Below are 12,103 nucleotides of genomic sequence, written 5' to 3'. Positions count from 1 at the left end.
TGCGAAAAGACGTTCGACGGTGCCTCTCCTTTTGGGCCATTCAGCTTCCGTCTGCATCAATTGAATCCCTCGCCTGGTCGAGGAGACCTTGCTTTGTGGAGCAATTGATACGGCACAGGGACGCGTGAGTATCAAAATCTAGTTGGCACTGATGATTATGGCTAACACGCAAGCTACAACTTTTCAGCGTCGAGTTGGAGAAGTGCTGATTGCTCAATTCTCCTCGAAGCTGCTGCTCAATCTGATTTTTCTCCTGACCTGGTTTTGGGGAATTTTCTGGATTGTTAATGCAGCGGAATCGGATTTCAGCGTTTTCATCGCGGGTCTGCCGGCAATGCTTCTTGTCGCTGGTGGATGGTTCACCTTTTTGAATAGAGGCTTTAACCGGAAATGAACAGCTCCACTCAGGTCACAACTGAATTGCCAAAGAATTTTCGGGCTTTTGGCTTTGCATTCTTTATGACTGGTGCTTGCTTCCATTGCATTGACTTTCTTGGTGCTGAAGACACTTTGATGTGGGGAATGGGGCTCGGATTTTTAGGAGCACTTCTGTTGTCGTTATATTTTTGGGCTCGAATTGCTGTGAATAAAAAATTCTGGAAATATTTGGTCTAACGATTGCCTTAGGTCTTTTGGTCGCGGTTGCATGGGGTTCTGTTGGATCTCCATCTTTCTCAGGAGATACCGGCTTGTATGTTCATCCTGTTTCGTTGAATCAGTGAGCTTGTGGTTGTCCTACCCTTTGGATTGCGCAGATGCAGCGTAGTCCTAGTTTGGGCGACTTTGATTGCGATTTTCATTGATGCATTGATGTGAGCCTGTTCTGATCCCAGCCATGGTGTCGAAGGCACTTGAGGCTAGTGTTTGGAGGATGCTGAACTATCGATTCCGCGAGGGTGTTCACGTTGATTCGGATGAGAACGCTGTTGTCATCACCAGTCCCTATGCCACGAGGCTGAACTCGATTCAGCAAAGCCTGAAGATTGAAGCCCCAAGTGATTCATTAATGAGTCTCTTGCAAGATTTGTCTGCAAAAGGCGTGAGTCGAGCACAGTTTTGCATCAATGATGATGCTTTGTCCGCCTTTGCTGATCATCAAGAACTGTTTGATGAGCTTGAGGTTTTTTACGCCAAGGGATTGCTTTTCGTTGAAATTAGCGGATTCAAGGGTGCAGCGATCTGTCTTGATCCTGTGAAGTCGTCGCTTCAGCGAAAGACTGTCCCTGTTGGCGACTACCGCATTAAGTTGTCAAAGTTTGTTCGTGTTCTGCCCCGGGTTGATGGGCTACAGATCACAACACCTTTGGCAACGGCAACGGTGTTGCTGAAGGATCAACGATTGTTCCCGATCCTCATGCAGCTCGTTTCGGCGTCCGACCGGAAGACCTTCCAGGAGGCTCTGCCTGATGATCTGCGTGGGCACCATGAGGATTTTGTTTCTCTGTTGTTGAGCTCTGGTGTCGCAGGCGTCTGTGATGGTGAGTGTGTTGTTGATATCGACAAGGAAGCCGTCGATGCGGGCTGGACGCCTGAAGACCTCGCGTTTCACTGTCATACGCGTGAACAGATGATTGATGTTTGTCGCGATCAATCACTCCCGAAGCCAATCAACCAACAGCGGTTTTCTGCGAAGCATCAAAGAATCGTTCTCTCTACGGCAGCCCTTCCTGAGCCGTCGCACATTCATCACAACCTGAGTTTTTTTCAAGTCGTTCGCGAACGTAAAACAATCCGGGCTTTTCACGAACAGCCCGTGACTGCAGGTGTGTTGAGTGATTTCCTCTGGTACTCCATGCACATTCGGGAGGAAATTCTCTGCGATCCAGGTCTATCGCGAGCGTATTCCGGCTTGTTGAGACCTGTCGCCAGCGCAGGAGCTCTTCATTCCATTGAGCTGTATTTATGCATCCACCGATGCATCGGTCTTCAGCCTGGGTTTTATCACTACGACTCCTTCAATCACTCTCTAGGAAAACTGAGTGATCTCGGCGAATCTTGTCTGCAGATGCTCGACCTTGCTGCTGCATCCACCTGTCGTGCACCTCAGGCCGCTTCTGTATCGCCGGGCCAGGGCCAGCGACCGGATGTGCTTGTTGTGATGGCTGCCCGCTACGGCAGACATGCAAGTCTTCATCAGCACACCGGTTTGTCCTACGCGCTGATCCTCAAAGACGTGGGGTCGATCTACCAGCAGCTGTATCTGGTGGCGACGGCGCTTGGACTCGCTCCTTGTGGGCTGAGTTTTGGCAGCAGCGAATTGTTTGAGCAGGCTTCAGGCCTTTCCGGTCGGCTGGAATGTTCCGTGGGTGAATTCATGATTGGCAATCCAGCGTCAACGCATGGATTTGACCCTGGGGCTGCTGTTGTGGCTTAAAGCCTGTCCTGCCGCAGACGCCTCATGGTGTTTCTGGGCATCATCCGGTTGTCTTGCAGTGAGGGCATCCGATTCCCCGGCTGTCGTGCGCGCGGATGGAAGCCGATCAGCACCATGCCAATCAGCATCAAAAGGATCACCGCTCCGGCTCGAAGCATCTGGAGCATCAGCTGATCTCGTCCTCCAGTCCAGGTTGCACCACACCCTGCTCGAGCGGCAGCAACTCTTCGTCGTCGCCGGCCCTGCTGCGCACCGGAGCGCTGAAGCCGCGAGCGCGTGGGTTTTTCACCTCAAACGGTCCTGGTGTTCCAGCCGGCACTGCCAGTCGCAGTGCAAAAGGGTGGTCTCCTGGAAGCACATCGCCGATCGATCCCACGCGTGTGCGGTTCTGGAGCACCGGTTCGCCACTGCGATCCAGAATTCGGGCATACACATCCGTATCCACAACGGAGTTGCGGCCGGGGTTGTTGACGTTTCCGCTCAGCACGTAGCAGCTAGCTCCTTCCGGGCTGGTGATGTTGCTGCGTTGCCTGTTGCTGTTGCTCGGCTGTGAGCCCGGGTCGGCAGCGTCGCAGGGAGCGAGGCTCACGGAGGTGAGCCGCAGGTCTGCTGCCCATGCCGGTTGCGCCATCAGCAGGAGGGCTGCAAACAGCAGTGAGAACAGGCTTCTCAGCATGGGACCCAGACAGGATGGGCGGACGCTATCAGGGCTCAATCGCTCCCGCGAGCAGAGAGCGCCGCTCGTCGCTAGAAGAGAGCGAACTTCAGCGTCTGACGCATTCACTTCATGCAGAGCCCTTCGTCGATGCGATCGGTCACCCCAGGAGGTCCCGAAGGTGGTCTGGTGGCGATCGTTGCCCTTGTTTTGGCCGGTTTGCTGCTCTTGGGTCAGGCGCTGTTTGTTGTCCCTGCCGGTGAAGTGGCGGTGATCACCACCCTTGGAAAGGTGAGTGGTGCTCCGCGCCAGCCGGGCCTCAATGTGAAAGCTCCGCTGGTGCAGCAGGTGTGGCCATTCAGCATCAGAACTCAGGTGAGGCCCGAAAACTTCGCCACGCTCACCAAGGACCTTCAGGTGATCCAGGCCACGGCCACCATCAAATACGCCTTGCGCCCTGATGAGGCCGGCCGGGTTTACAGCACGATCGCCAGCAGTGATCGCGATGTTTATCCGCGCATCATTCAGCCTTCGCTTCTGAAAGCGCTCAAATCGGTGTTTTCCCAATACGAGCTTGTCACCATTGCGTCTGAGTGGAATGACATTTCCTCGCTGGTGGCCTCCACGGTTGCTGAAGAACTTGACCAGTTCGATTACGTGAAGGTAGTGGGTCTGGATCTCACCGGTCTGGAGATTGCTGAGGAATACCGAGCTGCCATTGAGCAGAAACAGATTGCTGAACAGCAGCTGCTTCGCGCCCAGACCGAGGTCAAGATTGCTGAGCAGGAAGCGCTCCGTTACGACACGCTCAACAAGAGCCTTGATGATCAGGTTCTCTACAAGCTCTTCCTGGATAAGTGGGATGGCCAGACCCAGGTTGTTCCTGGTCTGCCAGGTGGTGCTGGAGGAACTCCTCCGGTGATTGTCGGCCGGAAGTGATGTTGTTTCAGCCGCTGGTCTTGATCAGGTCATTCGCGCCGTGGAGGTTTGTCCTCCCGGTCGGTTGGCCTGCGAGGTTGGTCTGAGCATGAACCAACGCGCAGCTACAGGACTGTTGCTGGTGCTTCTGTTGGGTCTGATCACCCACTGCGCTGCTCGTACGCGGGTGAGGGTTCAGTACCGGGTGTTGCCGCAACAAGGACCTTTTCCGCAGGCTCCTGCTCCTTCACAGCAGCGCAATCAGCGTCCAGGTGTGCTGATGTGATGCCGCTTGTCAGGGCAGCTTCCATGGCCAGCGTGTTGGGGAAGAAAAACCGATGGATCCGGATGTTCCCTTCTGGTTGGGTTAGCGGTGGAGAAACCCTCTGGAGGTTCCCCATGTCCATGAAACAGCTGGAGACTTTTCTCGCCAGGGCTAACGGCAACGACAACATCCGACGCGAGGTTGAGCAGTGCGCTGGTGACACAACCTGCGTGGCCAAGGTTGGAATGCGCCATGGGCACAAGTTTTCCGCTGCCAACTTCAGCCGCTGGCAACGCGAGCACAAGTGATCATTCGGGCCGCCACTTGATCAGTTGGCGGCCCTTATGTAACGGCACATTGACGACATCCACGCCTTTTCCGTTGAAGCTTTTAGAACCGCCGGGTTGGATATTCGAGCGTTCCATGCAGATCAGCTTCAGCAGTGAACTGGCACATTCAATGGCTGTGATGCTGATGGAATTGCACGCTGAACTGGAAGAGTTCGCTTACCAGCAGGATCATGTCTCTGATCATGCTGAGCAGCTGTCCACCAATCTGCTGGGAAGCTCGGCTCAAGCCTGATCTGGATCCACTGGCAGTCCACGCATTTTCAGAGCAATCTGTCTGGCCAATAGCAGCCCCGGATACAGGCGATTGGCTCGACCAGAATCGCTGAACAGACCATTCAGCAGGATCAGCAGAGGATCGCTGGGAGACAGCTGCTGACAAAGCCTGGAGATGGCTTCACTGCCATGCCAAATCTGATCTTCATCCATCAGCACAGCGCCGTTGCTGAGATTGAATCCTCGGTTGCGCAGTTCAGCTCTCAGTGCATGGTCACTGCGGCCGTCCCTGATCACCAGGTCGGGAAGACCACCCATCAGTTCACTGCGCTGTGCGAAATGCCTGCAGAACGGGCAGCCGCCGTCATAGACGAGTGTGAGAGCCATGCAGACATCCTGGCGTGTTCAGATGCTGTTCAGCGGCACTGGTAAGCAACGGTCTGCCGTCAATTCTCTGTGTAACGGAAGCGCGCTGCACTCTGAACGGTAGGTTGATGCCATCGATTAAACGGATCGCATCGGGCTCGAATGGCAGACAAGGAACTCCTCAGAGAGGTGGCGCTTGAGCTTTGGGGCTCAGTCAAGAAGCTGCGTCCAGGCCTACCAAGGGAGTCTCGGCTTGAGCTCACGCTCAAAGCCTTGATGGTGATAGGCGATCTGCATGACCAGGTGCAGGCGGCTGTGGTGGTTGGCGTGATTGCTGAACAGGAACCTCCTGAGAATGAGCCTGAAGGGCAGGATGTGACCAAGTCGGCAGACTCGGCAGACTCCGCTCCTGAAGTCGAACAAACACCTGACGGTCGCCGAGTGGTGCGTCGCCGCTCCCGCTCCACCGGTTGAGTTGGGCGATCGCGCCAGTTGTTGTTGATGCAGCAGTGCTGGGTTGGATTCGCTTTGGTGCTGTTGCCATTGGATCGGGTGACGACAGTCAGCCGTTCTGACCAGCTTCAGGACTGTGAAACTCCAATGATGTTCTCTAATGAGTGGTGGTCTCTCGCTTGAATCGCTTAAAGAGCGACAACGTTATGCCGACTGGTATGAGGCAAAACCTGAGGAGGAACAGCTGCTGATCGATGAGATCGCAGACCAGACCGATTACATTCTTGGCGAAGATCAGAACAATGCATTTATCGTTCTTTTAAGGCAAAGCGGAATCAGAACTGCCGATCAGTTTGTCGATTCCTTTTGCGTCGAATATGAGGGTGTTGTCCAGTCTGATGAGTTTGTGGTCATTATTTTTGAGGGTAATTCATACTTTTTTAGAAGGTTGTGCAGTCGCTCCCAATAAAAACTTGGCCTGATGGATGAATGGGGTAAGCACCTAACCATGAGATCCCCAGTGTTCAAGCTGATCGAAGCCCACTCAGCTTTCAGCACCGCTTGAAGGTCTGAGCTCCAGCACATCTCAAGCAGCTCGTTAAAGGGCTGTTTGGAATGGGAGTAATAGCCGCATCGCAGTAACAGGATTGGTTCGTGGCAGTGCTTTAAGAAGACGACTATCTGACTCCATCCGTAGCTATTCATTGAATAACTCTGTCAGTGACTATGAGACTCGCTCTTCTTTCTGCTCTAGGTTTGGCGATTGCTGTGCCAGCAACTTCTGTTGCGGAAAATCTTAGAAAAGGTGAATGGGACTATCTCACAACTGCTGCTGATGAACACTCTTACTACGGTCGTGTACTTTCAAGGATGGGGGATCAAGTTGTAATGAAAGCCCTGGTTACCAACCCTAAAGATCAGGTTGAAAAGGATTATGTGGTTACTTATGCCATTGAATGCAAAAAGATGGCAATTAAACAAAGGGGGGAAAGAAAATGGGAGAAAATTGACAAAACTTCCGTTGCCCAAAGTTGGTGGAGTTGGGCATGCAAATAACACCTCGCTTCTGGTGACTCATGTCCTGCCTGAGGTGACTGCGGCTTTAATAGCACCCACGCAGTGATGGAACAGAGCCGCACCCCTTATTAGGCTAAAGCTCCTTTCTGCCTTTGATCAAATCGGTTGATTGACAGCATTAAGTTCATTCCTGATAGAACGACTGATGTTACTGATCAGTTCATTGACCTCCCCGAGCAATACGGTTAAGCTGTAAAAAGCATGCCATTAGCAATGAAAACACCGTTACTATTGATTGCCTTGCTGACTGCAGCTCCAGCACAAGCTGAAAGATATGATTTTGGCCAGGGCGTAGCTGCAATGGGGTGTGCAATGCTGGACTCAGGTTACAGCAATCGAGAAGTAGAAAATGTATTGGATTCGCTAGAGAGATTGATTATCAGAGATGGAATCAGTAAGAGGGGTCAGGCACAAATGGTAAGTGGTTTTAATTATCAGACTTCTAGGCTGAACTGCTCATTGAGGTATAGAGACTAATCTGATGTCCAGTAAGCCGACGCTTTTGTCGACTACCCAGGCAGCTTCCTTTTTGGTTGCGTTTTTTGTTGTTATTTCACTGTGGGTTCATGTCCTTTTGAGCTGGACTCGTGAAGGTGTTATTGCTCTTCAGCCTGTAACACTGTCTGATTACATAGTCATACTTGCACTATTTGTAGCGGTTCCTCTAGTTGTTATTGCTTTGTTTGTTGCTTGGGCTGCTTATGTGGCTTTGCATAGAGCTCAGTCTGACTAGATGGATGCTTACAGACTATTAGTCCTGTTAGAAGAAGGAAGACTGATATTCTATTCACTGATTCATGGATTTTTCAAATTCTGATCCATCGATCGCTTTGAAAATGCCTTTGGTTATGAATTCACTAAAGTACAAGCCTTCGAGAGAATTACCTTTGCAAGGATCTAATTTCATGCTGATGACTGCATGACAGATCGCGAATCTTTCAAAGCAAGCATAAATAATTGATACAAAAGATAAGCTGCAGGCGTGGTGAAACTGTTTATCAGCAATTTATGCGATAATCGAATCAATATTGTTGCTCAAGATGAAAAAAAGCAGATATGTCTTGTCTTCTGGAGAGACAGAGATCTCAAAGAAAACCTGCAATGGTTCTCCTGGAAAATTTAGTATTTGGTGGACTCTTCTATCCCTTGGCCTCCAACGAAAGGAGCTCCACCAAGGCTGGCTCGTGTTTACCAATCAACGAGTGATCTTTTGCAAGCGTCACTGGCTCAAGGCGGACTTGCTGGGGATTTTTCATGCATTTATTCCAAGCAAGCGCATTTTATGGGAAGTCAACACAGAAGATATTGAGTCCATCACCCCTCGAACCTGCCTTCTGATCTACCCAGTGCAACGGGTTCGGACAACTCGGCAAGATGGAGAGATTTATGATTTTGGGTATGGAAACGAAGGTATGAAAGAACTCTGCAAGTTGACTAACATCAAATATATAGAGAACTGAGGATCAATGAATTTAGCTAAGCCTATTTTGCAAGGTTTTATTTATAGCATGGGAACGAGTGAGGACTTGAAATGCGTTAAAGGCGTTTCTTACTTCAAGTTAAATAATGAACAAGGCAAGGAAATCAATACATGCTACGCAGCGATGGTTAACACAGAAAATTTTTTGATTCCATATAAGTTGTATGTTAGCAAGTATGTCATTGCCGAAGTGAATGCCGGTAAGAATGATGCTGGAGATCAATATTATGAATTAGACCAAGATTGGAAAGAAGAGCTTCAGTCGCTCCAGCTCCTTCCTGACTCGCTGCCAAAATATCAAATAGGAATGGACTCATATTGGCCAGCAATTGGGCTTGGCCTTCTGTTCGTTGGCTGGATTGGTTTTGTCATTGTGCAAGCAGTCAATTCTAAAGTCGAGTCAGAAAATTCATTGTCGGACGATCAAGCATCTGAGAAGTAATTGTAAAAGCCGATTAATATTTTATTTGCAAACTTCACCAACTGATTTGCATCAGCTCTCAGACTCTTTGAAAGACTTGTTCCACACTGATGCATCAACTTCTTCGCATTTGCCTTCAGCTCTATGAGTTGATGATTGATTCTTTGCTTTGAGGATCCCTGTGCCTGTTGATGAGTTTGAATATGGTGGGGATAATTTGATTTTGGTTACGTCGTCAAGCTTCACTTCGTCATCATCAACTTTTTGAATGATAGTTGCTATTTTATTTTTTAGCGCAAAGTTGACTGTCAGCTCAGCACGTGAGTCGTGCATTGTCTTCTTCGAAAAGTCTATTTTAAGGATAGATATGTCATCTATTGTTCTGTCTTCGACTATTTTGGATGTTGTTAAATCGGTAATGACCATATCAACTGACTGCTTGCATTTCAAGTAAAGAAAGTCGTCAGCAACGGCAGGTGATGCTGAGAGAAGCAGAGCGCCAAGAATTGGAAGGTATTTCATATCAACAGGCTAGAGACGACTCTCTATTTTATCTGCCACCTGCAAAGGGATGGGTAATTGCTCAACCATACCGATTCCTATAAGACTCCAGGATTTCCATAAGTTCCGCAGCCTTTTTCCCATAACAGTCACTCAGTGAACGCATCTGTTCATCATGATTCATCCAGAAGCTCACAAACTCCGTCTTGCTTTTGGATAATCCTGTTCCATGTTGCACAATCGTTATCTCGAAACGGTTAATGTCACTCCAGTGATAATAAAACTTTCGAAACATTACCCTATTTCGTATTCCATCTGGGCCTAGTTTCAGCCAGCTACTATTAGGCCAAAGCGTCAGTACGGATATCAGAATTCCTAAGCTGCCCAGCACGCAGAGGAACAGCCCGAACAATGTTTCAGTGTCGTGATCTCCTATCAGGAAGATCCCCATTGTAATAAAGATGATGCAGCCCAGTAACACCAAGACCCACTTGATTTTGTTGGGATAAAGCGTCATGGACTCTGGCAGCAATTCCTGTTGATTCACAAGCCTTAGTGTGCTCCCAATAGCTGTTCATAAGCTTAGAGACGACCCCCTATTCCATCTACCACCAATGAAAGTCCCCCAAACCAAGGACCCAGGGCGATCTTTGGCCTGTTTGTGGGATGCGCCTTCATCAGCCTTTCAGCGACGGTGCGTGTGTTAATAATCCATCAATGAAAGGTCTTAAGCGTGTTGTTCTCGCCTCTGCTATTGGCGGTCTTCTGAGTGCGGTGTTGTTCTTCGCAGTAGATCCTGACATCAACAGACCCTGCATCTAGCATAGAGACATCAATCTGGGTTCTGCAGATCTAAAATGACATTATCCACAGTTCTTGTGTATGTTTCTATTCCTTTCGTATTAGTCACCCTGTACTTCGGTACAAGAAACGGTTTTTACAACACAGATAAGTATGACGGAGACGGAACCGCCCATAAAGTACTGAAGTAGTTTAATAAGAAAGTAAAGCGGATGAGGACCCATGTCCTTCTGGTATTGATGGCATTTTGATGCTCGCCAGTGATAAAACCTCTTGCTCGACCCATGAGGTCACAGTATTAGGCACAATATCGATTCAATAGCCGCATCCCTTGATCGTAGATGTCAGTTGCGTACTGGGTCCATTGACCCTGCCCCCAGTACCTAAAGCAGCTGGTTTCTAGCAGCAGGAGATGCATCAGTGCATCTCGGTAGGCAGGTGATTGCGACAAGCCTGGCTGTTCAGAGAGCTGCTGATCGAACTGTTGGTGAAATCTTGCGCTGAAGCGCTGCATCGGTTGGAGCACGTTGTCGTATCCCTCAACCCAGCTGAGGTTGTTGGTCCATGAAGCACCCTCCATGGAAAAACCGTCGTTGGCTGAGCTGAGCTCATCGATACTTGTGGCAACGCTTTCCACGTCACCCGAGTCACCCGCCCTCTGCCATAACCGATGTTGGTGCACGGCTTGGATGCGGGGATGGTCACTCGTCTTCAGTCCCATTGCCTCGAGTTGTTCGAGGTATTCCGATCCATTGAGTGCGGCTGTGTCTGGTTCGCTGTCGCGAATGCGGCGATTGGCTTGACGGAAGGCTTCCGGAAATTCATTCATCATCACACCACCATTCTCTCCGTCTGCGATCTGGCTGACGAGAGAGGGAATCTCAACGTTGCCAAGTCGTTGGCGACTGAGACCACACGCTTCCTCACACGGTTGCATTTGCCCGACGAGTTTGGTGTCGGATCCCTGGGTCTTGATCAAGGCTGTGATGCTGACTTCCTCGCCTGAGCAGGAACGAGCCACCAGCCTGTTGGGAACAAAACGTTGCTGGGAACTGAGGGGAGATCCATCCAGCTGTTCCACGCTGTGTTCCTGAACGAGCAGCCAGCGATAACCAGCTTCGAGCAGGCTGTTCACCAGCGCAAACAGGGTGTCCGGGTGATTGGGCAGGTGCATTTCCGGCAGTGAGAACCCACGCACGCGCTGGAGAGCGGCGTCGCCAAATAGGTCGGCGAACTGGTGTTGCCATGCGCTGATTTGCAGAGTCAGATCTGGAATGGGCGTGGAGGGCGCAACGGCATGGCTCCAGAACGTGCCCAGCCATTCCACGTGTCTTTCCATCTCGGCATCACAGGCCAGGTAACGAAGAGCTTCGGTGATGTCTCGGCGTTGCATCTGCGTGACGCCCCAGAGAAGATTTCCTGAGTAATCGAGCATGATCCGCGGATTACAGCCCTCTCTGATCAACTCCGGGATCAGCGTCGCCATGCGCCTGTAGCACTCAGCGAAGGGTTCAGCGTTGTGGTTATCGCCTTCATTGGGGTGTTCCAGCATGTACTGCAGGTGTGAGATCAACGCTCCATTGGGACCTGCGGGCACCGTGGGTTGATGCATATGCAGCGCACAGGCGAAGGCCGATTTCAGCCCCTGAGCTCCGTGCTCGGTTGATGGCCAGTTCCGGGTCGAGTTCTGCATCAAAGTGCGCAGCTCCTGCTCTCTTCCACAGATCACAGGGTGGTGTGCTGACTGGATCGCCATGAACGCCTCACTTGTTGAGCAGGATGTGATTGATGCTGGTCGCGGTCAGGCGATGTCTCGCTCCCTGACCGCGACAGCCGTTTGAGTCGGCATGAATGAACCCCCGGAATTCAGAGTTGGTGCTGAATTCCGGGGGTTTTTGCCAGCAATTTGCTGGTTTGGTGACCGCACCATCCGGATGAATGGAACGGCCTAACTCGCTCGTTTGTTCATTGGCTTCCTGTCTGAATCTGAACGTGAATCCTGGTTGAATTCGTTGCGAAGGACAGTGAGTGAAGCGAAGGAAAGTAGAAGCGAACAATCCTGCTGTGAGCCTCTTGGACCAGATTTCTGTGAGGCTTGGCTGATCGGATCGGCCTTGATGACCCGATCCATTGAACCTCATGTTGGTTGAGAGAAACGTTGGAGCAGTGACGAACAGCCGAATCGCTTCTCAGATCTGCTCAGGTGGAGTGTCTGCCGTCATCCGGTGC

17 protein-coding genes are annotated in these 12,103 nt (G+C 50.7%); 11 read left to right on the top strand and 6 right to left on the bottom strand.

The window, feature by feature from the left end:
* The first annotated feature begins 142 nt into the window (after positions 1–142).
* Positions 143–394: a hypothetical protein gene (locus SynMITS9220_RS08435; RefSeq protein ID WP_136975612.1), complete on the top strand. Its 252-nt coding sequence runs from the start codon at positions 143–145 to the stop codon at positions 392–394.
* A 477-nt stretch (positions 395–871) separates the two neighbouring features.
* Positions 872–2,374, top strand: a complete 1,503-nt coding sequence (locus SynMITS9220_RS08430) for a SagB family peptide dehydrogenase (protein WP_186988586.1) — start codon at positions 872–874, stop codon at positions 2,372–2,374.
* On the opposite strand, the gene SynMITS9220_RS08425 is transcribed toward SynMITS9220_RS08430, so the two are convergent.
* Both SynMITS9220_RS08425 and SynMITS9220_RS08420 read right to left on the bottom strand, forming a co-directional pair.
* Positions 2,371–2,541: a hypothetical protein gene (locus SynMITS9220_RS08425; RefSeq protein ID WP_186988584.1), complete on the bottom strand. Its 171-nt coding sequence runs from the start codon at positions 2,539–2,541 to the stop codon at positions 2,371–2,373. The genes SynMITS9220_RS08430 and SynMITS9220_RS08425 overlap by 4 nt on opposite strands.
* Entirely contained in the window at positions 2,541–3,050 is a 510-nt protein-coding gene (locus tag SynMITS9220_RS08420; protein ID WP_186988582.1) for a hypothetical protein, read from the bottom strand. Before SynMITS9220_RS08420 ends, SynMITS9220_RS08425 begins: the two co-directional genes overlap by 1 nt.
* Positions 3,051–3,161: 111 nt before the next feature.
* Here SynMITS9220_RS08420 and SynMITS9220_RS08415 point away from each other — a divergent pair, with 111 nt between their 5' ends.
* The 4 genes from SynMITS9220_RS08415 (at position 3,162) to SynMITS9220_RS08400 (ending at position 4,794) form a co-directional block, all read left to right on the top strand.
* A complete protein-coding gene (locus tag SynMITS9220_RS08415) occupies positions 3,162–3,968 on the top strand; it encodes a prohibitin family protein (protein WP_369818414.1) in 807 nt (268 codons plus the stop codon).
* Positions 3,952–4,233: a hypothetical protein gene (locus tag SynMITS9220_RS08410; RefSeq protein WP_186992286.1), complete on the top strand. Its 282-nt coding sequence runs from the start codon at positions 3,952–3,954 to the stop codon at positions 4,231–4,233. Before SynMITS9220_RS08415 ends, SynMITS9220_RS08410 begins: the two co-directional genes overlap by 17 nt.
* A gap of 113 nt (positions 4,234–4,346) precedes the next feature.
* Positions 4,347–4,520, top strand: a complete 174-nt coding sequence (locus SynMITS9220_RS08405) for a Nif11 family protein (RefSeq protein WP_074160695.1) — start codon at positions 4,347–4,349, stop codon at positions 4,518–4,520.
* Positions 4,465–4,794: a hypothetical protein gene (locus SynMITS9220_RS08400; RefSeq protein ID WP_186992284.1), complete on the top strand. Its 330-nt coding sequence runs from the start codon at positions 4,465–4,467 to the stop codon at positions 4,792–4,794. Before SynMITS9220_RS08405 ends, SynMITS9220_RS08400 begins: the two co-directional genes overlap by 56 nt.
* On the opposite strand, the gene SynMITS9220_RS08395 is transcribed toward SynMITS9220_RS08400, so the two are convergent.
* Positions 4,785–5,162: a DCC1-like thiol-disulfide oxidoreductase family protein gene (locus tag SynMITS9220_RS08395; protein ID WP_186988580.1), complete on the bottom strand. Its 378-nt coding sequence runs from the start codon at positions 5,160–5,162 to the stop codon at positions 4,785–4,787. The two genes, SynMITS9220_RS08400 and SynMITS9220_RS08395, sit on opposite strands and share 10 nt — an antisense overlap.
* Before the next feature lie 141 nt (positions 5,163–5,303).
* Here SynMITS9220_RS08395 and SynMITS9220_RS08390 point away from each other — a divergent pair, with 141 nt between their 5' ends.
* The 5 genes from SynMITS9220_RS08390 to SynMITS9220_RS08370 all read left to right on the top strand — a co-directional run bounded on the left by SynMITS9220_RS08390 (position 5,304) and on the right by SynMITS9220_RS08370 (position 8,593).
* Complete coding sequence (locus tag SynMITS9220_RS08390; RefSeq protein ID WP_115126799.1) at positions 5,304–5,615, top strand: TIGR03894 family protein; 312 nt, start codon at positions 5,304–5,306, stop codon at positions 5,613–5,615.
* A gap of 139 nt (positions 5,616–5,754) precedes the next feature.
* Positions 5,755–6,063, top strand: a complete 309-nt coding sequence (locus tag SynMITS9220_RS08385; RefSeq protein WP_186988578.1) for a hypothetical protein — start codon at positions 5,755–5,757, stop codon at positions 6,061–6,063.
* 257 nt (positions 6,064–6,320) lie between these two features.
* Positions 6,321–6,650, top strand: coding sequence for a hypothetical protein (locus SynMITS9220_RS08380; RefSeq protein ID WP_186988576.1), 330 nt, complete (start codon positions 6,321–6,323; stop codon positions 6,648–6,650).
* A 1,052-nt stretch (positions 6,651–7,702) separates the two neighbouring features.
* Complete coding sequence (locus SynMITS9220_RS08375) at positions 7,703–8,131, top strand: hypothetical protein (protein ID WP_186988573.1); 429 nt, start codon at positions 7,703–7,705, stop codon at positions 8,129–8,131.
* A 6-nt stretch (positions 8,132–8,137) separates the two neighbouring features.
* On the top strand, positions 8,138–8,593 hold the full coding sequence (locus SynMITS9220_RS08370; RefSeq protein WP_186988571.1) for a hypothetical protein: 456 nt from the start codon (positions 8,138–8,140) through the stop codon (positions 8,591–8,593).
* 51 nt (positions 8,594–8,644) lie between these two features.
* On the opposite strand, the gene SynMITS9220_RS08365 is transcribed toward SynMITS9220_RS08370, so the two are convergent.
* The 3 genes from SynMITS9220_RS08365 to SynMITS9220_RS08355 all read right to left on the bottom strand — a co-directional run bounded on the left by SynMITS9220_RS08365 (position 8,645) and on the right by SynMITS9220_RS08355 (position 11,630).
* Positions 8,645–9,094 carry a hypothetical protein gene (locus tag SynMITS9220_RS08365; protein ID WP_186988569.1) on the bottom strand — a complete coding sequence of 150 codons (450 nt, stop codon included), beginning with the start codon at positions 9,092–9,094 and terminating at the stop codon, positions 8,645–8,647.
* 61 nt (positions 9,095–9,155) lie between these two features.
* A complete protein-coding gene (locus tag SynMITS9220_RS08360) occupies positions 9,156–9,590 on the bottom strand; it encodes a hypothetical protein (protein ID WP_186988567.1) in 435 nt (144 codons plus the stop codon).
* 582 nt (positions 9,591–10,172) lie between these two features.
* Positions 10,173–11,630 (bottom strand): glycosyl hydrolase family 57, encoded by a 1,458-nt coding sequence (locus tag SynMITS9220_RS08355; RefSeq protein WP_186988565.1) that lies wholly within the window; start codon positions 11,628–11,630, stop codon positions 10,173–10,175.
* Between the last annotated feature and the right edge of the window lie 473 nt (positions 11,631–12,103).

This window comes from Synechococcus sp. MIT S9220 (genome assembly GCF_014304815.1).
Taxonomy (GTDB): Bacteria; Cyanobacteriota; Cyanobacteriia; order PCC-6307; family Cyanobiaceae; genus Synechococcus_C.
This window is presented reverse-complemented; position numbering and strand designations above follow the sequence as displayed.